The sequence below is a fragment of the Chryseomicrobium aureum genome (assembly GCF_043182735.1).
GTDB lineage: Bacteria > Bacillota > Bacilli > Bacillales_A > Planococcaceae > Chryseomicrobium > Chryseomicrobium aureum.
Map to the genome: position 1 here is coordinate 1062038 of NZ_CP171117.1, position 20083 is coordinate 1082120.

Annotated in this window: 22 protein-coding genes; all 22 read left to right on the top strand. The window is 41.8% G+C overall.

The genetic code is table 11. The annotated features are described in order from the left end of the window. Window positions 1-13 precede the first annotated feature (13 nt). The 22 genes from ftsY to tsf all read left to right on the top strand — a co-directional run bounded on the left by ftsY (window position 14) and on the right by tsf (window position 20015). Window positions 14-1036, top strand: a complete 1023-nt coding sequence (gene ftsY, locus ACF3OH_RS05680; protein ID WP_392456243.1) for a signal recognition particle-docking protein FtsY — start codon at window positions 14-16, stop codon at window positions 1034-1036. A gap of 64 nt (window positions 1037-1100) precedes the next feature. Then, complete coding sequence (locus tag ACF3OH_RS05685) at window positions 1101-1430, top strand: putative DNA-binding protein (RefSeq protein ID WP_204589029.1); 330 nt, start codon at window positions 1101-1103, stop codon at window positions 1428-1430. 11 nt (window positions 1431-1441) lie between these two features. Beyond that, the gene (gene ffh, locus ACF3OH_RS05690; protein ID WP_204589030.1) at window positions 1442-2797 is read left to right on the top strand and encodes a signal recognition particle protein; all 1356 of its coding nucleotides are present in this window, start codon (window positions 1442-1444) and stop codon (window positions 2795-2797) included. Between the two features lie 93 nt (window positions 2798-2890). Beyond that, a complete protein-coding gene (gene rpsP, locus ACF3OH_RS05695) occupies window positions 2891-3163 on the top strand; it encodes a 30S ribosomal protein S16 (RefSeq protein ID WP_053590001.1) in 273 nt (90 codons plus the stop codon). Window positions 3164-3177: 14 nt separating this feature from the next. Beyond that, window positions 3178-3411: a KH domain-containing protein gene (locus ACF3OH_RS05700; RefSeq protein WP_204589031.1), complete on the top strand. Its 234-nt coding sequence runs from the start codon at window positions 3178-3180 to the stop codon at window positions 3409-3411. A gap of 65 nt (window positions 3412-3476) precedes the next feature. Next, a complete protein-coding gene (gene rimM / locus ACF3OH_RS05705; RefSeq protein ID WP_392456248.1) occupies window positions 3477-3995 on the top strand; it encodes a ribosome maturation factor RimM in 519 nt (172 codons plus the stop codon). Further along, complete coding sequence (trmD, locus tag ACF3OH_RS05710) at window positions 3992-4720, top strand: tRNA (guanosine(37)-N1)-methyltransferase TrmD (protein ID WP_204589033.1); 729 nt, start codon at window positions 3992-3994, stop codon at window positions 4718-4720. Before rimM ends, trmD begins: the two co-directional genes overlap by 4 nt. Before the next feature lie 132 nt (window positions 4721-4852). Further along, window positions 4853-5197 (top strand): 50S ribosomal protein L19, encoded by a 345-nt coding sequence (gene rplS, locus ACF3OH_RS05715; protein ID WP_204589034.1) that lies wholly within the window; start codon window positions 4853-4855, stop codon window positions 5195-5197. A gap of 135 nt (window positions 5198-5332) precedes the next feature. Beyond that, complete coding sequence (gene lepB / locus ACF3OH_RS05720) at window positions 5333-5890, top strand: signal peptidase I (protein WP_392456250.1); 558 nt, start codon at window positions 5333-5335, stop codon at window positions 5888-5890. 10 nt (window positions 5891-5900) lie between these two features. Further along, entirely contained in the window at window positions 5901-6764 is an 864-nt protein-coding gene (gene ylqF / locus ACF3OH_RS05725) for a ribosome biogenesis GTPase YlqF (RefSeq protein ID WP_392456253.1), read from the top strand. A 33-nt stretch (window positions 6765-6797) separates the two neighbouring features. Further along, window positions 6798-7568 carry a ribonuclease HII gene (locus ACF3OH_RS05730; RefSeq protein ID WP_392456256.1) on the top strand — a complete coding sequence of 257 codons (771 nt, stop codon included), beginning with the start codon at window positions 6798-6800 and terminating at the stop codon, window positions 7566-7568. 94 nt (window positions 7569-7662) lie between these two features. After that, the gene (gene sucC, locus ACF3OH_RS05735; protein WP_204589038.1) at window positions 7663-8823 is read left to right on the top strand and encodes an ADP-forming succinate--CoA ligase subunit beta; all 1161 of its coding nucleotides are present in this window, start codon (window positions 7663-7665) and stop codon (window positions 8821-8823) included. 18 nt (window positions 8824-8841) lie between these two features. Continuing rightward, on the top strand, window positions 8842-9744 hold the full coding sequence (gene sucD, locus ACF3OH_RS05740; protein WP_204589039.1) for a succinate--CoA ligase subunit alpha: 903 nt from the start codon (window positions 8842-8844) through the stop codon (window positions 9742-9744). A 206-nt stretch (window positions 9745-9950) separates the two neighbouring features. Further along, window positions 9951-10646 (top strand): DNA-processing protein DprA, encoded by a 696-nt coding sequence (gene dprA, locus ACF3OH_RS05745; RefSeq protein ID WP_392456261.1) that lies wholly within the window; start codon window positions 9951-9953, stop codon window positions 10644-10646. Between the two features lie 96 nt (window positions 10647-10742). Then, complete coding sequence (gene topA / locus ACF3OH_RS05750) at window positions 10743-12818, top strand: type I DNA topoisomerase (protein ID WP_204589041.1); 2076 nt, start codon at window positions 10743-10745, stop codon at window positions 12816-12818. 18 nt (window positions 12819-12836) lie between these two features. Then, on the top strand, window positions 12837-14147 hold the full coding sequence (gene trmFO, locus ACF3OH_RS05755; RefSeq protein ID WP_204589042.1) for an FADH(2)-oxidizing methylenetetrahydrofolate--tRNA-(uracil(54)-C(5))-methyltransferase TrmFO: 1311 nt from the start codon (window positions 12837-12839) through the stop codon (window positions 14145-14147). A gap of 61 nt (window positions 14148-14208) precedes the next feature. Next, window positions 14209-15099 (top strand): tyrosine recombinase XerC, encoded by an 891-nt coding sequence (gene xerC, locus ACF3OH_RS05760; RefSeq protein WP_204589043.1) that lies wholly within the window; start codon window positions 14209-14211, stop codon window positions 15097-15099. Window positions 15100-15111: 12 nt separating this feature from the next. Continuing rightward, window positions 15112-15675 (top strand): ATP-dependent protease subunit HslV, encoded by a 564-nt coding sequence (gene hslV / locus ACF3OH_RS05765; RefSeq protein WP_392456264.1) that lies wholly within the window; start codon window positions 15112-15114, stop codon window positions 15673-15675. Next, window positions 15653-17029, top strand: coding sequence for an ATP-dependent protease ATPase subunit HslU (hslU, locus tag ACF3OH_RS05770; protein WP_392456266.1), 1377 nt, complete (start codon window positions 15653-15655; stop codon window positions 17027-17029). The genes hslV and hslU overlap by 23 nt, the downstream gene beginning before the upstream one ends. A gap of 81 nt (window positions 17030-17110) precedes the next feature. Continuing rightward, window positions 17111-17887, top strand: a complete 777-nt coding sequence (codY, locus tag ACF3OH_RS05775; protein WP_204589046.1) for a GTP-sensing pleiotropic transcriptional regulator CodY — start codon at window positions 17111-17113, stop codon at window positions 17885-17887. 443 nt (window positions 17888-18330) lie between these two features. Beyond that, window positions 18331-19053: a 30S ribosomal protein S2 gene (gene rpsB / locus ACF3OH_RS05780; protein ID WP_204589047.1), complete on the top strand. Its 723-nt coding sequence runs from the start codon at window positions 18331-18333 to the stop codon at window positions 19051-19053. Window positions 19054-19130: 77 nt separating this feature from the next. Next, a complete protein-coding gene (tsf, locus tag ACF3OH_RS05785; RefSeq protein ID WP_392456269.1) occupies window positions 19131-20015 on the top strand; it encodes a translation elongation factor Ts in 885 nt (294 codons plus the stop codon). Window positions 20016-20083 lie beyond the last annotated feature (68 nt).

Consider the following 20083-nt stretch of genomic DNA (forward strand, 5'->3'; position numbering starts at 1 on the left):
GGGAAGGGTTAACATGAGTTTTTTTAAGAAATGGAAAGAAAAAATGGCAGGTACGCCTGAAGAGCAGGTTGAAAAACAAAGCATTACTGAAAAGTTTAAAGGGGGTCTCACGAAGACTCGTGACCAATTTACATCTAAAGTCAATGACTTAGTAGCAAAATACCGCAAAGTAGATGAAGATTTCTTTGAAGAATTAGAAGAGCTTCTCTTGCAAGCAGATGTTGGCTTTGAAACAGTTATGGAACTCATGGACAAGCTGCGTTATGAAGTGCAACGCAAAAATATTAAGGATACATCTGGCATTCAATCCGTCATCGCTGAGAAATTAGTCGAAATTTATGAGGATGGAGAAGACCAGCTAGCAGAAGTTACGTTACCAGAAGAAGGGTTAGGCGTTATTTTAATGGTAGGCGTGAATGGTGTCGGCAAAACGACGACAATCGGAAAGCTTGCATACCAGTACAAGCAACAGGGAAAAACCGTCATGTTAGCAGCGGGAGACACATTCCGCGCAGGTGCGATTGACCAACTGCAGGAGTGGGGAAACCGTGTAGGTGTAGAAGTCGTTAAACAAGGCGAAGGGTCAGATCCGGCAGCTGTAATGTATGATGCAGTGCGCGCAGCGAAAAGCCGTGGTGTCGATATTTTAATCTGTGATACAGCAGGGCGTCTTCAAAATAAAGTCAACTTGATGAATGAGCTGGAAAAGATTCACCGCGTTATTTCACGTGAAGTGCCAGATGCGCCGCATGAAGTGTTACTTGCTCTTGATGCGACGACAGGTCAAAATGCATTGATTCAAGCCCAGACATTTAAAGAAGTGACAAATGTATCAGGGATCGTGTTGACGAAGTTAGATGGCACAGCAAAAGGCGGAATCGTTCTTGCTATCCGTAACAAACTTGGTATTCCTGTAAAGTATGTAGGACTTGGAGAGAAAATCGACGACTTGCAGCCTTTTGATGCAGATAAATATGTATATGGCTTATTTGCTGAAGGATTGGATTTAGAACAACAAAACGAACAAGACAAGTAAAAATACTTGACAGCACTTGGTCGACCTACTACACTAGTGGGTGTAACCGAAAGGGAGCGACAAGATGATTGAAAAAACAACCCGAATCAACTTCCTGTTTGACTTTTATCAATCACTTTTAACAGATAAACAACGCTCATACATGGAACTTTATTATTTAGATGATTTGTCTCTAGGTGAAATCGCAGAAGAATACGAAATCTCCCGTCAAGCGGTCTATGACAACATACGTCGTACAGAGATGATGCTTGAAGAATATGAGACAAAACTAACACTTCTTGAAAAATTTCAGCAGCGCCAACAGTTGGTTGAACAACTCGAAGCGGCTGTGAAACAAAATCAATCACCTGAAAATGTACTCGCTTTATTAGAGCAACTAAAAGGCGTCGAATAGGAGGAGCAATCATGGCTTTTGAAGGTTTAGCAGAACGACTCCAAGGGACGATGCAAAAGATTAAAGGTAAAGGAAAGATTTCCGAGGCGGATGTCAAAGAAATGATGCGCGAAGTCCGCTTTGCTTTGATTGAAGCAGACGTCAACTTAAAAGTCGTCAAAGAGTTTATCAAAACGGTATCTGAACGTGCGGTTGGTCAAGACGTTATGAAGAGTTTGACGCCTGGTCAACAAGTCATCAAAATTGTAAAAGATGAATTGACGCAATTAATGGGTGGCGAACAAAGTAAAATCGCTTTTTCTACACGTCCGCCAACAGTCATTATGATGGTCGGTTTGCAGGGTGCCGGTAAAACGACGACAAGTGGTAAGCTTGCGTCTGTACTTCGTAAAAAATATAATAGAAAACCTCTATTAGTAGCGGCTGATATTTATCGTCCAGCAGCCATTAAACAGCTTGAGACGCTGGGTAAGCAATTATCGCTTCCTGTCTTCTCGCTTGGCACTGAGGTATCACCTGTAGAGATTGCAAGACAAGCCATTGAACACGCTAAACAAGAGCATCATGATGTGGTGATCATCGATACAGCGGGTCGTCTGCACGTAGACGAGACGTTAATGGATGAATTAAAACAGATCCGTGCTTTAAAAGAGCCAGATGAAATCTTCTTAGTAGTCGATTCAATGACAGGGCAAGATGCTGTGAATGTCGCATCCAACTTTAATGAAGCCATCGGTATCACAGGCGTTGTATTAACAAAACTTGATGGAGATACACGCGGTGGAGCTGCGTTATCCATACGTTCCGTTACTCAAAAACCGATTAAATTTGTCGGTATGGGTGAGAAGATGGACGCTTTAGAAGAATTCCACCCAGATCGCATGGCTTCTCGAATTCTTGGGATGGGCGACATGTTGTCGCTCATTGAAAAAGCACAAACGGAAGTCGATGAAACGAAAGCAAAAGAGCTTGAAGAAAAGATCCGCACGCAATCATTTACGTTTGATGATTTCATCGAGCAACTCCAACAAGTGAAAAAGATGGGACCGCTTGATGAGATTTTGAAGATGCTTCCGGGCGCTGGAAAAATCAAAGGTCTTGAAAATGCAAAAGTCGATGAGAAACAGATGGGGCGTGTCGAAGCGATTATTTATTCAATGACGCCTCATGAAAAATCACATCCTGAGAGCATCAATGGCAGTCGTAAAAAGCGAATTGCAAAGGGGTCGGGAACTTCTATTCAAGAAGTAAATCGTCTTTTGAAACAATTTGAAGACATGAAAAAGATGATGAAACAAATGTCTGGTATGCAACAAAAAGGCAAGAAAAAGATGAATTTCCCAGGTATGGATGGGTTATTTCGATAACTTTTAGTAGTGTTAAGAAAAAACACTTTACAAACTAAAAAAAGCTTGGTAATATACTATCTTGTGTGAAACTATTCGGAGGTGCACTAACAAATGGCAGTAAAAATTCGTTTAAAACGTATGGGAGCTAAAAAGTCTCCTTTCTATCGTATTGTAGTAGCTGATTCACGTTCACCACGTGACGGCCGTCAAATCGAAACAGTAGGTACTTACAACCCACTAACTAAACCAGCTGAAGTAAAAATCAATGAAGAATTAGCATTGAAATGGCTTCAAGATGGTGCAAAACCATCTGACACAGTACGTAACTTGTTCTCTGAACAAGGCATCATGGAAAAATTCCATAACGCAAAATTAGGTAAATAATCGGGGGTGATTGCATGAAGCAGCTGATTGAAACGATCGTAACACCACTTGTCGACCATCCGGAATCCATTGAGATTCAAGAACAGGTCTCCGGGAACCGGGTTGTCTATAAGCTTTCTGTACATCCAGAAGATATGGGGAAAGTCATCGGCAAACAAGGACGTGTCGCAAAAGCGATTCGAACAATTGTGTATTCAGCAGCAAGCAGTCACCAATCAAAACGTGTATTTGTCGATATTTTGGATTGACCGAAAGGAAGAACTCAACTAGTTCTTCCTTTTTGTTCGTCTACGACTAGCAAAGGAGCGGTACAATGACACATTGGTTAAATGTAGGAAAGATTGTCAATACGCATGGGATTCGTGGAGAAGTTCGAATTTTAGCATCGACAGATTTTCCCGAGGAACGCTTTAAAAAAGGCAGCGAGCTGGCATTATTCAAAGAGGATCACCATATCCAAACGGTAAAGATTGCAAGCCATCGCACGCATAAGAACTTTGACTTAGTTACATTCGATGGCATGCCATCAATCAACGACGTTGAAAAATTCAAAGATCATTTTCTGAAAGTAGATGCGGCCACATTAACGGAGCTTGAGGACCATGCCTATTATTACCATGAAATTCTCGGCTGCGACGTTGTCTCGACGGACGGAGAAGACATTGGTAAAGTCACAGAAATTTTAGCTACAGGCGCAAACGATGTGTGGGAAGTAACGCCTGTAAAAGGGAAGAAACATTATATCCCGTATATCGAGCAAGTAGTCAAATCAGTTGACCCACAGGAAAAGAAAATCGTGATTGAAGTCATGGAAGGTTTGCTGAGCGAATGAAGATTCAAGTACTGTCTTTATTTCCAGAGATGTTTGAAGGAGTATTTGGTTCGTCCATCTTAAAAAAAGCGCAAGAATCTGGCAGAGCCAAACTTGAAGTCATCAACTTTAGAGACTATTCAGAGTCGAAACACAAGCAAGTCGATGATTATCCGTATGGTGGTGGGGCTGGGATGGTATTAAAGCCGGAACCTTTATTTGCAGCAGTGGATGCAGTAAAGCACCAAACTGCAAAATCACCTCGCGTCCTATTAATGTGTCCTCAAGGGGAACGCTTTTCTCAACAAAAAGCAGAAGAGCTTGCGAAAGAAGAAGCACTCATCATCATCTGTGGTCATTACGAAGGATACGATGAGCGCATTCGTGAGCATCTTGTGACGGACGAAATTTCAATAGGGGACTTCGTGCTGACTGGTGGAGAAATTGCAGCGATGACAGTAGTCGATAGTGTTGTGCGCTTATTGCCAGACGTTCTAGGTAAGCAAGCTTCTCACGAACAAGATTCTTTTTCCACAGGATTACTTGAGCACCCCCATTATACGCGTCCAGCTGACTTTAACGGCATGAAAGTTCCAGAGGTGTTATTGTCCGGAAATCATGCGAAAATTGAACAGTGGCGACGTGAAGAGTCTTTAAAGCGCACGTTCGAGCGCAGACCAGATTTGCTCGAGTCAGCTACACTGACGGAGCAAGACTTGGCCTTTTTGGAAACATTGAAAAACTAGCTGACAAGTATTGCAACTTGTCAATGTCTATGGTATGATGTTTGATGTGCTTCTATACAGAAGCATCTATTTTGGGTGTTCCGCTGCAGCGGATAAGCGTGTAAGAGCATTCGTATAAGGAGAGAAATGATTATGCAAAACATTATTTCAGAGATTACAAAAGATCAGCTTCGTTCTGACCTTCCATCGTTCCGTCCTGGAGACACTGTACGTGTACACGTTAAAGTTGTCGAAGGTACTCGTGAGCGTTTACAGGTATTCGAAGGTGTTGTAATCAAACGTCGTGGCGGCGGTATCAGCGAAACTTTCACAGTTCGTAAAATTTCTTCTGGTGTAGGCGTTGAGCGTACATTCCCTGTACACACACCAAAGATTGCACGTCTTGAAGTTGTTCGTCGTGGTAAAGTACGTCGTGCGAAATTGTACTACCTACGTAACCTACGTGGTAAAGCAGCTCGTATTAAAGAACTTCGCTAATTGGAATACTGTGTGTTGTCGTAAGACAGCATGCAGTATTTTTATTTATAAAGACTTAACACATTGTGAGATGGTTACAATTAGAGAAAACCCTCTATTTTTTGTAAGATAGAAGGTGAGGGGAGAGCTGAGCGAATGGAAACAGCCAAAAAGAAAAATGAAGTATGGGAATGGGCAAAAGCAATTTTAATTGCATTTAGTATTGCAGCATTGATTCGTTTCTTTCTATTCACACCAATCGTAGTTGACGGGGAATCCATGATGCCCACCTTAAACAATGGTGACCGTATGGTCGTGAACAAAATTGGCTACGACATCGGTACGCCGGAGCGCTTTGAAATTATTGTGTTCCACGCACCAGAGCAGAAAAATTACATTAAACGTATTATCGGACTGCCAGGGGACCATATTGCATATGAAGATGATCAACTGTACATCAATGGTGAAGCTGTGCCGGAGCCTTATCTGGATCAGTATAAAGCTGAGATTACAGAAGGAACACTCACAGAAAACTTCACTTTAGAGGAGCTTACACAGCTTTCAGAAATCCCAGAGGGGTATTTCTTCGTAATGGGAGATAACCGTCGTTATTCAAAAGATAGTCGCGCAATCGGCCTCGTTCCAGAAGATGAAATCATCGGGACGACAAGTTTGATTTTTTGGCCGTTAGAAGATATTAGTATTGTAAAGTAGAGGTGTCACAATGACGATTCAATGGTTCCCGGGACATATGGCAAAAGCACGCCGGGAAGTAACAGAAAACTTAAAGCTTGTGGACATCGTTTTCGAACTGGTAGATGCACGTCTACCAGTTTCTTCACGTAATCCGATGCTCGAGCAAATTGTTCATCAAAAAACAAAATTGATGATTTTAACGAAAGCTGATATGGCGGATGAGCGCGAGACAGCTAAATGGATCGAATACTACGCTACTCAAGGTATACAAGCTGTTGCCATCAATTCATTTGAGGGAAAAGATCTTCAAAAAGTTTTAAAAGAAACACGTGTACTTTTGAAACCAAAGTTTGACCGCATGAAGTCTCGTGGAATGAAACCACGCGCGATTCGTGCGATGATTTTAGGGATTCCAAACGTTGGGAAGTCAACATTGATTAACCGGTTTGCGAAAAAGAATATCGCCCGAACAGGAAATACACCAGGTGTTACAAAGTCGCAACAATGGATCAAAATCGCAAAAGAACTAGAGCTTCTAGATACACCTGGGATTCTTTGGCCAAAGTTTGAAGACCAGCAAATCGGCTTTAAACTCGCTTTGTCAGGCGCTATCAAAGATGCAGTTCTTCGTATGGAAGACTTAGCCGTATATGCCCTTCGATTTTTAGAAGCGCATTACCCAGAACGTTTACAAGAACGTTTTCAACTTGAAACAGTGGGAGACGACTTAGAACAAGTGTTTAATCATATCGGTCAACTACGTAAGGTATACGCAACAGGTGGAGAAGTGGATTATGACGCTGTTGCAGAACTTATCGTTCGAGATGTCCGAAATGAGCATCTTGGTCGCTTGACATTTGATTTTGTAGAAGACGAAGCCCCTTTGGAATAGTTCCAAAGGGTTTTTTATGTAGGAGGAGTCTAGTTGGAATCACTCAAACTAATTAAAGAAAAGCTAGTAGCTGCAACAAGTGAAGAGGAATGGATCACAGCACTTCGGTCAGATGAACGCACAGGTGTAAAAAAACTACTGGCATCATTCGACCGGAAAGTACATAAAGAACAACAAAAATGGTCAGACTATAAAGCTCGTCATGAATTTGATTCAACGTTTGGAGAAGGACTCGTTGCTGGAGTCGACGAAGCCGGGAGAGGACCACTTGCAGGGCCAGTAGTAACAGCAGCAGTCATTTTGCCAAAAAACACTGAGGCACTCGTCGATGTCAACGATTCAAAGCAGCTCAAGAAAAAAATACGAGAAGCGCTTGCCGAGTTAATTAAAGAGCATGCTGTAAGCTACGCTGTTCATATCCAACCGCGACAAGAGATCGACCGATTGAATATTTATGAGGCAACTCGTCAGTCCATGTTGGCATCAATCGGAGGGTTACAAGTAAAACCTGACATCGTCCTGTCAGATGCAATGCCACTTCCGATTGAGCAGCCATGCTACGATTTGATTAAAGGAGATGCGCGTAGTTTGTCGATTGCAGCAGCCTCAATTCTTGCTAAAACAACGCGTGATGCGTATATGGAGCAACTTGCACTAGACTATCCACAGTACGGGTTTGACAAGCATTCTGGGTATGGCACAGCTGTTCACCTTCAAGCAATCGATACGTATGGGATTTGTCCTGAACATCGTCACTCGTTTGAGCCAATCAAAACACTCGTTCAATTTATGAGAGAAGATTGAAAATTCGCAGTTTCAGACTTTTATGGACATATTGTGACAGGTTTTATACAATGGGGAAGGTAGTAAACTCAATAGTTCGATTGGAGGACGCACAATGAATATCCATGAATACCAGGGAAAACAATTGCTACGTCAATATGGAGTTGCAGTGCCAAACGGAATCGTTGCTTTCTCACCAGAAGAAGCAGTTAAAGCAGCGAAAGAATTAGGCGCAGCAGTAACAGTTGTCAAAGCTCAAATTCACGCAGGTGGTCGCGGTAAAGCAGGCGGCGTTAAGATTGCAAAAAATCTTGACGAAGTACGTGAATACGCGAAAGAACTGATCGGTAAAGTTCTTGTAACGCACCAAACAGGTCCTGAAGGTAAAGAAGTAAAACGCATTTATATCGAAGAAGGTAGCGATATTCAAAAAGAATATTACATCGGACTTGTATTAGATCGTGCAACTTCTCGTGTAACGCTTATGGGTTCTGAAGAAGGCGGTATGGATATCGAGGAAGTAGCAGCAAACACGCCTGAGCGTTTGTTCTACGAAGAAATCGATCCAGTTGTTGGTCTTACAGGCTTCCAAGCGCGTCGCATGGCGTTCAACATGAACATTCCTGCTAAGCTTGTCAACAAAGCTGTAAAATTCATGTTGGGTCTTTACAAAGTATATGTTGAAAAAGATGCTGCAATCGTTGAGATCAACCCACTTGTTGTGACAGGTGACGATCAAGTTATCGCGCTTGATGCAAAATTCAACTTTGATGCGAATGCATTGTACCGTCATCCAGAAATTATGGAAATGCGTGACTATGATGAAGAAGATGCAAAAGAAATCGAAGCTTCTAAATATGACCTTAGCTACATCTCATTAGATGGAAACATCGGATGTATGGTTAACGGTGCCGGACTTGCTATGGCAACAATGGATACGATCAGCTATTACGGCGGATCACCCGCTAACTTCCTGGACGTTGGGGGCGGTGCGACAGCTGAGAAAGTAACAGAAGCATTCAAAATCATTCTTTCTGATAAAAACGTAAAAGGTATTTTTGTTAATATCTTTGGCGGAATCATGAAGTGTGACGTTATTGCTGAAGGTGTTATTATCGCAGCAAAAGAAGTTGGACTACAAGTACCACTTGTTGTTCGTCTTGAAGGTACAAACGTAGACCTTGGTAAGAAAATGTTGAACGAATCAGGTCTTAACATCATCGCAGCTGATTCTATGGCTGACGGCGCACAAAAAATCGTGAAACTTGTAGGATAAGAAAGGCAGGGAGATAAAATGAGCGTATATATTAATAAAGATACGAAAGTACTCGTTCAAGGAATCACGGGCTCAACTGCTCTTTTCCATACAAAACAAATGATTGAGTACGGTACGAAAATCGTTGCAGGTGTTACACCTGGTAAAGGCGGTACGGAAGTTGAAGGCGTGCCAGTATTTAACACAGTTGAAGAAGCTGTAAAAGCTACAGGCGCTAATGTTTCTGTTATTTATGTACCTGCACCATTTGCGGCTGATGCAATTTTAGAAGCGGTTGATGCTGAGCTTGATATGGCAATTTGTATCACTGAGCATATTCCAGTTCTTGACATGGTCAATGTGCGACGTTACATGGAAGGTAAAAAGACACGCTTAGTCGGTCCTAACTGCCCTGGTGTCATCACAGCTGACGAATGTAAAATTGGAATCATGCCTGGTTACATCCATACAAAAGGTCACGTCGGAGTTGTTTCACGCTCTGGTACACTTACGTATGAAGCTGTTCACCAGTTAACACAAGAAGGCATTGGTCAAACGACTGCTGTCGGTATCGGTGGAGACCCTGTAAACGGGACAAACTTTATCGATGTTCTGAAAGCATTCAACGAAGATGAAGATACGTATGCAGTGGTAATGATCGGTGAGATCGGCGGAACAGCAGAAGAAGAAGCGGCTGAGTGGATCAAAGCGAACATGAAAAAACCTGTAGTCGGATTCATTGGTGGGCAAACTGCACCTCCAGGAAAACGTATGGGTCACGCTGGAGCTATCATCTCAGGTGGACAAGGAACTGCAGAAGGCAAAATCAGCGCTATGAAAGATGCTGGTATGAAAGTTGCAGCAACTCCATCTGTAATCGGTGAAACTTTAATTGAAGCAATTAAAGAAGCGGGTCTTTACGACGCGTGTAAAACACACTAATATTAGAGATACGGCACACGCCGTATCTTTTTTTATCCCCAAATCTAACCTCGAGGTGATATGTGAACGACCGCCAAAAACTTCTCGCCCTCCATAGTCTGATTCCTTGGCCTTGGCCCCGCTTCAACCAAATTTCTACTTTTCTTGCTAATAATCTGCAGGATCATCTACCCACAATAGTTAAAGAAAACTATAGGACAGCCAGTTTGTTTCCATTTGAAAGCTATTATGCGGCGTCTGACGTAGCGGTAGTTACTTATCTTGACCCGGACTACCCTCCACTTTTAAAAGAGCTTCACGACCCACCAGCTGTGCTTTATTTAAGAGGGAATAAACAACTCCTTACGAATTCCATGCTTGCCATCATCGGTTCTCGCAAAGCAACTTCGTATACACACGATATCATCGACTACTTTATGCCACAGTTTAAAGCGGCCGATTTAACCATTTGCAGTGGACTGGCAATTGGAGCGGATACGCATGCGCACAAAATTGCAATAGAACATGGTGTGAATACTGTAGCTGTAATCGGGTCAGGATTTCACTATCCTTATCCGAAACAAAACATAGCTTTATTTTCAGAACTAGCAAACAATCATTTGCTTGTCACGGAATACCCTCCGAACACACCGCCTCAACCCCATCAATTTATTGCAAGGAACCGCGTCATTAGTGCACTTTCTAAAGGGATTTTTATAACTGAAGCAGAGTTGAAAAGTGGAACGATGTCAACTGTTGACTTTGCTTTAGATCTTGGAAAAGAGGTGTATACAGTTCCTGGTTCCATATTTTCTACTCTCAGTTCTGGCCCTCATAGCTTGGTCCAACAAGGGGCAACACTTGTCCATTCTAGCGAAGATTTTTCAGAGCAAATCTTGCCACGTTCAAAAGCTTTGAAATGAAAAACCTTGCAATCGCTTTAAAACTGTTATACATTTTGCATCAGGTATTTGTTTTTATCGTGAAGCGGATTACCTTCTATTTAAAGGAGGCCAATTATGTCAGATTATCTAGTAATCGTAGAGTCCCCAGCAAAAGCTAAAACAATTGAAAAATATTTGGGGAAGAAATACAAAGTAAAAGCTTCAGTTGGCCACGTTATTGATTTACCCCGTAGTCAAATGGGAGTCGATGTAGAAAATAACTATCAACCGAAGTATATTACCATTCGCGGGAAAGGTCCCATCTTACAAGAACTGAAAACAGCAGCTAAAAAAGCTAAAAAAGTCTATCTCGCAGCTGACCCCGACAGAGAGGGAGAGGCAATTGCGTGGCATTTAGCAAATGCATTATCCATCGATGCAGATTCAGATTGTCGTGTGGTATTTAATGAAATTACAAAAGATGCGGTCATAGAGTCGTTCAAACATCCTAGACCGCTAAATCGTGATCTAGTCGATGCACAACAAGCACGCCGTGTACTCGATCGATTAGTTGGGTACAATATTAGCCCAATTCTATGGAAGAAAGTCAAAAAAGGATTGTCTGCAGGGCGGGTTCAATCTGTAGCATTGCGGTTGATCATCGACCGTGAAAATGAAATCAAGGCATTTATTCCAGAAGAATATTGGTCAATTGAGGCAGAGTTTGAAAAAGGAAAAAGTCGTTTTGAAGCTGTCTATTACGGAGATAAATCCGAAAAGAAAAAATTGACCTCGCAAGAAGATGTAGATGCTGTCTTAAAATCAATGAAGGGCAAGCAGTTTACAGTGGACAAAGTTGTCAAGAAAGAACGTAAACGCAACCCATCTCCATCCTTTACAACATCGTCTCTACAACAGGAAGCAGCACGTAAATTGAACTTCCGTGCTCGAAAAACCATGATACTTGCACAACAGTTGTACGAAGGAATCGACTTAGGTAAAAAACAAGGTACTGTAGGTCTCATTACGTATATGCGTACAGATTCAACTCGTATCTCGGATAGTGCAAAAGCAGAAGCAACAGGTTACATTGAAGGCAAGTATGGGAAAGAGTTTTTATCGACTGCCCAAGCTGCCAAATCAACTAAAAAAACACAAGATGCACATGAAGCGATTCGTCCGACAAGTGCCCTTCGTACGCCGGATGAAGTCAAATCTCTATTATCGCGTGATCAATATCGCCTCTATAAATTGATTTGGGAACGTTTTATTGCAAGTCAGATGGCATCAGCTGTTTTAGATACAGTTGCTGTTGACCTTGTGAATCAAAACGTACTATTCCGAGCAAACGGCTCTCAAGTCAAGTTTGCTGGATTCATGAAAGTGTATGTTGAAGGATCGGACGATCAAATTGATGACAAAGATAAACTTCTGCCAGAACTTACAGAGGGTGAAAAAGTAAAGGCAGCGCTGATCGATCCGAAGCAGCACTTTACACAGCCACCACCACGTTATACGGAAGCGCGTCTTGTGAAAACGCTTGAAGAACTTGGAATAGGTCGTCCGTCGACTTACGCACCAACTTTAGATACGATTCAAAAACGTGGGTATGTACAACTTGAAACGAAACGTTTTGTGCCAACAGAACTTGGAACAATCGTGCATGAATTAATGACGGAATTCTTCCCAGATATCATCAATATCGAGTTCACAGCACAAATGGAGAAAGATCTGGACTTGATTGAAGAAGGTCAGATCGAATGGATCAAACTCATCGACCGTTTCTACGGTGGATTTGAAAAACATGTCAAGCACGCAGATGAAGAGATGGAAAAGATTGAAATCAAAGATGAGCCGACTGGCGAAGACTGTGAAAAATGTGGATCTCCTATGGTTTATAAACTGGGACGCTACGGGAAATTCATGGCGTGCAGCAACTTCCCAGACTGCCGTAACACGAAAGCAATTGTAAAAGAAATTGGCGTACCTTGTCCGAAGTGTCAAAAAGGTCAACTTCTAGAGCGTAAAAGTAAAACGAAGCGAATCTTCTACGGATGTGATCAGTTCCCGGAATGTGACTTCGTCTCTTGGGACAAGCCAATCAATCGTCCATGTCCGAAGTGTGAAGAGATGCTTGTTGAGAAGAAGCTGAAAAAAGGCGTTCAAATTCAATGTGTATCTTGTGATTACAAAGAAGAAGTACAAAGTTAGAAAGAAGGCATTTACCTCATGACTCAAACAGTAAACGTAATCGGAGCCGGCCTCGCAGGGAGCGAGGCGGCTTGGCAGTTAGCAAAACGCGGTATTCAAGTGAAACTTTATGAAATGCGACCTGTGAAGCAAACACCTGCTCACCATACAGATAAATTTGCAGAGTTAGTTTGTTCCAATTCTTTGCGTGCCAATAATTTGACGAATGCTGTCGGTGTGATTAAAGAAGAGATGCGTATGCTCGATTCATTAATTATTCATTCAGCAGATAACAGTGCAGTGCCTGCAGGTGGAGCACTTGCGGTCGATCGTCACGATTTTGCTGGACGCGTTACAGAGACGATTCGTAACCATCCAAATATTGAAATCGTTAACGAAGAAGTGACAGATATTCCAGAAGGTATCACTATTATTGCAACGGGACCTCTTACGTCGCCTGCACTTGCAGAAAAAGTGAAAGAGCTGACTGGACAAGACTATCTTTACTTTTACGATGCAGCAGCGCCAATCGTTGAAAAAGACAGTATCGATATGGACAAAGTCTACCTGAAGTCTCGTTATGATAAAGGCGAAGCAGCGTATTTGAACTGTCCAATGACAGAAGAAGAATTCGACCGTTTCTATGATGCTTTAGTAGAGGCAGAAGTCGTGCCTCTTAAAGAATTCGAAAAAGAGATTTATTTTGAAGGATGTATGCCTGTTGAAGTGATGGCATCTCGTGGACGTAAAACTTTATTATTCGGACCGATGAAGCCAGTGGGTCTTGAAGATCCGAAAACGGGTAAGCGTCCGTTTGCAGTCGTTCAACTTCGTCAAGATGATGCGGCTGGAACGCTTTATAACATTGTTGGATTCCAGACACATTTGAAATGGGGACCTCAAAAGGAAGTCCTTCAACTGATTCCTGGACTTGAAAATGTTGAAATCGTGCGTTACGGTGTGATGCACCGAAACACGTTTATTAATTCACCAACAGTACTTGAGCCAACTTACCAGTTGAAAGCTAACCGCAACATTTTCTTCGCAGGTCAAATGACAGGTGTCGAAGGATATGTAGAGTCTGCGGGAAGTGGCTTATTAGCTGGAATCAATGCAGCGCGTTTAGTGCAAGGTGAAGAGTTAGTTGTATTCCCATCTGAAACAGCGCTTGGCAGTATGGCACGGTATATCACGGAAGCAGATTCGAAGAACTTCCAACCAATGAACATTAACTTTGGTTTGTTCCCGAACTTACCTGAACGTATCCGTGATAAGAAGGTTAAAGCTGAAAAATTGGCTGACCGAGCACTTACAACAATTCAAAATTTTGTGAAGACTAATTCACTTTAATTGAAGTTGCCCCTACAGATTGATATAATCTTAGGGGTTTTTACGTGGAGGAGGATGACCAATGGAACGTCCAGAAGTACGTGATTTTATTGAATTTATTCAACTTGATAAGAACTATTCTCCGCATACTGTAAAAGAATACGAAAATGATATTAATCAGTTCATCACTTTTTTGAATGAAGAAGCAATTACATCTTTTGAAGAAGTAGAATATTTGCATGCACGTCTGTATGTGACAAAACTTTATAATGCGAAACTTGCACGTACATCGATTTCACGCAAAATTTCAGCCATCCGGACATTTTTTACGTATCTTTCGAAAGAACGAGACGTGAATTCAGATGCGTTCCAAGCGCTGTTCCACCCAAAACAACAAAAAAAACTTCCTCAGTTCTTTTATGAGGAAGAGCTAGAAGCATTGTTTACAGCCGCACAAGGGGAGAAACCTCTTAATATTCGCAACATAGCATTACTTGAACTGTTGTATGCAACGGGCATGCGTGTTAGTGAACTGACGGAACTTGAAGTTTCAGCGGTTGATTTACCGTATGGAATCGTCCGGGTAATGGGAAAGGGTCGTAAAGAGCGCTACATCCCCATTGGAAGCTTTGCAGTAAGTGCACTTGAAACTTATTTAGAAGTAGCGCGTCCTCGGTTAATGAAGAACACGCAACACGATAAACTATTTGTGAATAATCGCGGCGAACCACTTACGGACATGGGTGTTCGCTACATTCTTCAGGAAATTGTGAAAAAGAGCACGTTAACTAAGTCGATTTATCCGCACATGATACGCCACACATTTGCAACGCATTTGTTAAATAACGGAGCGGACATGCGGACTGTTCAGGAACTACTCGGCCACAGCAGCTTAAGCTCTACACAAATCTATACCCATGTAACAAAAGATCATTTACTTACAACTTATAAAAATTCGCATCCACGCGCATAGGAGGCACACGGAATGACAATTCATGCAACTACAATATTTGCGATACAGCATAAAGGGCAGTCGGCAATGTCAGGGGACGGGCAAGTCACACTTGGCAATCAAGTCGTAATGAAGCATACAGCAAAAAAAGTACGCCGCTTATTCAATGGGCAAGTCGTAGCCGGATTTGCAGGGTCAGTTGCAGATGCGTTTACACTTTTTGAGAAATTTGAAGCGAAACTTGAGATGTACAACGGCAATCTTCAGCGTGCCGCAGTCGAGCTTGCAAAAGAATGGCGCGGAGATAAGATGTTGCGTCAATTAGAAGCGATGCTACTCGTAATGAACAAAGATACACTCTTACTTGTATCAGGTACGGGTGAAGTGATCGAACCAGATGATGGGATCTTAGCGATTGGCTCTGGTGGAAACTATGCGCTTGCAGCTGGTCGTGCTTTGAAGAAGTTCAGCGGTGACGCCCTAACTGCAAAAGAAATTGCACATGCTGCTCTTGAAACTGCAGCAGATATCTGTGTATTTACGAACCACAATATTATTTTGGAGGCGATCGATCATGACGAAAGAAACAACGCCTAAACAAACAAAAGCCTATTTAGACCGCTACATTATAGGTCAGGACGAAGCGAAAAAAGCAATATCTATTGCCTTGCGCAATCGCTATCGCCGGAAACTCTTGAGTGAAGAATTACAACAAGAAGTTGTACCGAAAAACATGTTGATGATTGGTCCGACGGGTGTTGGGAAGACAGAAATTGCACGACGAATTGCAAAATTGACGCGTGCACCTTTTATTAAAGTAGAAGCAACCAAGTTTACAGAGGTCGGCTATGTGGGTAGAGACGTGGAGTCAATGGTGCGAGACTTAGTAGAAGCGTCTATTCGACTTGTAAAAGATGAAAAAACTGAGCAAGTTCGTCCGCAAGCAGAGCGCTTAGCAGAAGAACAACTTGTAAAATATTTAGTGCCTTCATTAAAAAAGAAATCCAATCCGTCGAATCCTTTCGAAGCATTGCTTGGTGGTCGTGTTGAGCAAGAAGAAGAGGAAGATTCATCCGTACGATTGAAACGTAGTGAAATTGCTGAAAAGTTAAAAGCCGGACTTTTAGAGGAAGAAGAAGTGACTGTTAGTGTAACAGAAGCTACACCGTCCCTATTCGATATGATGCCAGGTGCGGATCAAGGGCAAGGAGCACAAATGCAAGACATGCTTTCAAACTTGATGCCGAAAAAGAAGAAAAAACGCAAAATGAAGGTAAAAGATGCAAGACGTGTATTGATTCTTGAAGAAGCCAGCAAGCTATTAGATACCGATGAAGTGAATCAAGCTGCTATTGAAAAAGCTGAACAAGATGGCATCATCTTCATTGATGAGTTTGATAAAATCGCTGCAAAATCTGGACAAGGTGCAGATGTTTCGCGCGAAGGTGTGCAGCGTGACATCTTACCAATCGTCGAAGGTTCAACAATTGCCACAAAATATGGAGCTGTCAAAACAGATTATATCTTGTTTATCGCAGCAGGTGCGTTCCATATGGCAAAACCGTCCGACTTGATTCCTGAACTGCAAGGACGTTTCCCGATTCGGGTTGAACTCGAAAAGTTAACGAAAGACGATTTCGTTCGAATTTTAAAAGAGCCGAATCATTCTTTGATTCAGCAGTATGTTGCGTTACTTGCTACAGAAGGTATCGAAATAGAGTTTACGGATGAGGCGATTGAGCGGATTGGTGAACTTGCATTTGAAGTGAATCAGGAGACAGACAATATTGGGGCGCGCCGCCTGCATACATTGCTTGAGAAGGTAATGGAAGATTTATCCTATGAGGCATCAGACATTTCTCCTGCCCATATAGACATTACACCGGCATTTGTAGACAGTAAGCTCAAAAATATCGTAAAAAACAAAGATTTGTCACAATTTATCTTATAAATGAAACTTTTTTGTTTTAAAAACAATTAAAAAGCTTTAGAATATTTTATAAATAGAAAAAATTTAAAATGGAGGTTCATAATGAATCTATTAGAAAAAACACGTAAGATCAATTCGATGCTCCAAGCGTCTGCTGGGCAACAAGTAAACTTTAAAGAAATGGCTGAGTCGTTATCACAAGTAATTGAGTGTAACGTATTTATCGTAAGCCGTAAAGGGAAACTTTTAGGGTTTGATATCAATCAACAAATCGACAACGATCGTATGATTCGTATGTTAGAAGATCGTCAGTTCCCAGAAGTGTATACTAAAAACTTATTCAAAATTACTGAAACATCTTCAAACTTGGACGTAGAGAGCGAGTTTACTGCGTTCCCGGTCGAAAATAAAGATTTATTCAAAGAAGGTCTGACTACAATCGTGCCAATCAACGGTGGCGGTGAGCGTCTAGGTACTTTAATCTTAGCGCGTATCAAACAAGCATTCGGCGATGATGATTTAATCCTTGCTGAGTATGGTGCTACAGTTGTAGGTATGGAAATTCTTCGTGAGAAATCAGAAGAGATTGAACTTGAAGCACGCAGCAAAGCAGTTGTGCAAATGGCAATCAATTCACTATCTTATAGTGAGCTTGAAGCAATCGAGCACATTTTCGAAGAATTAAATGGTAACGAAGGTCTATTAGTAGCTTCAAAAATTGCAGACCGCGTTGGAATCACACGTTCTGTTATTGTAAATGCACTGCGTAAGTTGGAGTCTGCTGGTGTTATCGAATCACGTTCTTTAGGTATGAAGGGAACATATATCAAGGTTCTTAACAACAAGTTCTTAGAAGAACTCGAAAACATGAAACTATAATTATAACGTTTCTACTCTCTCCATAGCTGGAGGGAGTTTTTTTATGAGGATTACTAAATTGAGTCTGAATGTTGAGTTCCATTGCGGGGTTGCTTTCCGAGGGCGCGTCGTGAGTCTCCTCGGCGGAGGAGCACGCCTGTGGGGTCTCACGTTCCGCTTTTAATCCCTCCGGAGTCAACCCCTCCATTCCACCCAACAACTTAGTATTTACTCTGAACTGTACTATCCGCCAATCGCGATTAAATGTTCGACCAAACTAAAATGCCATTATACTGGTTGGATTTGATTTAAAAACTAGGTTTTTTTGTTGTCAACTTGTCCAATGTATGGTACATTATAAGACGGTATGATTATACACGCTATTCAGATGGCCAAGCAGGTGCCTACGGGTCGTTTGGTCACAGGAAGAATGGCGGAAGTTTAAACCAATAGGAGGAAATATCATGTCAGTAATCTCTATGAAACAACTACTTGAGGCTGGTGTACACTTTGGTCACCAAACTCGCCGCTGGAACCCGAAAATGAAGAAATACATCTTCGTTGAGCGTAACGGCATCTACATCATCGATCTTCAAAAAACGGTGAAAAAATTAGAAGAAGCTTATGCTTACATGCGTCAAGTTGGCGAAGAAGGCGGTAAAGTCCTATTCGTTGGTACGAAAAAGCAAGCACAAGAAGCAATCAAGGAAGAAGCAGAACGTTCAGGTAACTACTACATCAACCAACGTTGGTTAGGTGGAACACTTACAAACTTCGGCACTATCCAAAAACGTGTTGCTCGTATGAAGCAAATCGAAAAAATGGAAGAAGACGGTACTTTTGCTGTACTTCCTAAAAAAGAAGTAGTTCAACTTAAAAAAGAACACGAGCGCTTAGTGAAATTCTTAGGCGGAGTTCGTGATATGAAATCTCTACCAGACGTTATGTTTGTTGTAGACCCACGCAAAGAGCGTATCGCTGTTGCTGAAGCAATCAAATTACACATCCCAATCGTAGGTATCGTTGATACAAACTGTGATCCAGATGAAATTGATTACGTAATCCCAGCTAACGACGATGCAATCCGTGCTGTAAAACTTCTAACTGGTAAAATGGCAGACGCTTTACTTGAAGCAAAACAAGGTGAAGAACTTGCTGAATCTACTGAAGAAGTAGCAGCTGAGTAATTTTTAACACAAACAGGTGATAAGCGGCCAACCCACTTATCACCTTTTTTTAAGAACTTGACTAGGAGGAACTTAACATGGCAGTTACAGCTCAAATGGTAAAAGAATTACGTGAAAAAACAGGCGCAGGTATGATGGACTGTAAAAAAGCATTAGTAGAAACAAACGGCGATATGGACGCAGCTGTTGATTTCTTACGTGAAAAAGGTCTTTCTTCTGCAGCTAAAAAAGCAGATCGCATTGCTGCTGAAGGTATTACAGCAATCGAAGTACAAGGTAACAAAGCAGTATTAGTAGAAGTTAATGCAGAAACGGATTTCGTTGCGAAAAACGAAAACTTCCAAACGGTTGTTAAAGATCTTTCTGCTCACCTTTTAGCTACTGAGCCAGCTACTGTTGAAGAAGCTTTGGCTTCAACAATGGAAAACGGTTCTACAGTGGAGAACTACATCTCTAACGCTGTAGCAAAAATTGGTGAAAAAATCACTCTTCGTCGTTTTGAAATCAAAACAAAAACAGACGCAGATGCTTTCGGACCATACTTACACATGGGCGGACGTATTGGTGTTCTTGCACTTCTTGAAGGAACAACTGACGAAGCAGCAGCGAAAGACGTTGCAATGCACATCGCTGCACTAAACCCACAATACATCTCACGTGACGAAGTTTCTGAAGAAGAAGTTGAGCGTGAGCGCAAAGTATTAACTGAGCAAGCTCTTAACGAAGGTAAACCAGAAAATATCGTTGCAAAAATGGTAGAAGGTCGCCTTGGCAAGTACTTTGAAGATGTATGTGTACTTGATCAATCATTCGTTAAAAACCCAGATCAAAAAGTTCGTGATTTCGTAAAAGCTACTGGCGGAGAGTTAGTATCATTCACTCGTTACGCTGTTGGTGAAGGAATCGAAAAACGTGAAGACAACTTCGCTGAAGAAGTTATGAGCCAAGTTAAAGGAAACTAATTCAATAACAACAGGCCAGTAGGGAACACACCTGTGTGTTCCCTATTTTTCAAGACAAAATCTGGGAG

Coding starts and splice junctions, on each gene's coding strand:
- xerC (WP_204589043.1), top strand. CDS start 14,209: ATGGAACGTCCAGAAGTACGTGATTTTATTGAATTTATTCAACTTGAT.
- ylqF (WP_392456253.1), top strand. CDS start 5,901: ATGACGATTCAATGGTTCCCGGGACATATGGCAAAAGCACGCCGGGAA.
- rpsB (WP_204589047.1), top strand. CDS start 18,331: ATGTCAGTAATCTCTATGAAACAACTACTTGAGGCTGGTGTACACTTT.
- ACF3OH_RS05685 (WP_204589029.1), top strand. CDS start 1,101: ATGATTGAAAAAACAACCCGAATCAACTTCCTGTTTGACTTTTATCAA.
- sucD (WP_204589039.1), top strand. CDS start 8,842: ATGAGCGTATATATTAATAAAGATACGAAAGTACTCGTTCAAGGAATC.
- rimM (WP_392456248.1), top strand. CDS start 3,477: ATGACACATTGGTTAAATGTAGGAAAGATTGTCAATACGCATGGGATT.
- tsf (WP_392456269.1), top strand. CDS start 19,131: ATGGCAGTTACAGCTCAAATGGTAAAAGAATTACGTGAAAAAACAGGC.
- topA (WP_204589041.1), top strand. CDS start 10,743: ATGTCAGATTATCTAGTAATCGTAGAGTCCCCAGCAAAAGCTAAAACA.
- rplS (WP_204589034.1), top strand. CDS start 4,853: ATGCAAAACATTATTTCAGAGATTACAAAAGATCAGCTTCGTTCTGAC.
- ftsY (WP_392456243.1), top strand. CDS start 14: ATGAGTTTTTTTAAGAAATGGAAAGAAAAAATGGCAGGTACGCCTGAA.
- hslU (WP_392456266.1), top strand. CDS start 15,653: ATGACGAAAGAAACAACGCCTAAACAAACAAAAGCCTATTTAGACCGC.
- trmD (WP_204589033.1), top strand. CDS start 3,992: ATGAAGATTCAAGTACTGTCTTTATTTCCAGAGATGTTTGAAGGAGTA.
- sucC (WP_204589038.1), top strand. CDS start 7,663: ATGAATATCCATGAATACCAGGGAAAACAATTGCTACGTCAATATGGA.
- ACF3OH_RS05700 (WP_204589031.1), top strand. CDS start 3,178: ATGAAGCAGCTGATTGAAACGATCGTAACACCACTTGTCGACCATCCG.
- ffh (WP_204589030.1), top strand. CDS start 1,442: ATGGCTTTTGAAGGTTTAGCAGAACGACTCCAAGGGACGATGCAAAAG.
- codY (WP_204589046.1), top strand. CDS start 17,111: ATGAATCTATTAGAAAAAACACGTAAGATCAATTCGATGCTCCAAGCG.
- lepB (WP_392456250.1), top strand. CDS start 5,333: ATGGAAACAGCCAAAAAGAAAAATGAAGTATGGGAATGGGCAAAAGCA.
- trmFO (WP_204589042.1), top strand. CDS start 12,837: ATGACTCAAACAGTAAACGTAATCGGAGCCGGCCTCGCAGGGAGCGAG.
- rpsP (WP_053590001.1), top strand. CDS start 2,891: ATGGCAGTAAAAATTCGTTTAAAACGTATGGGAGCTAAAAAGTCTCCT.
- hslV (WP_392456264.1), top strand. CDS start 15,112: ATGACAATTCATGCAACTACAATATTTGCGATACAGCATAAAGGGCAG.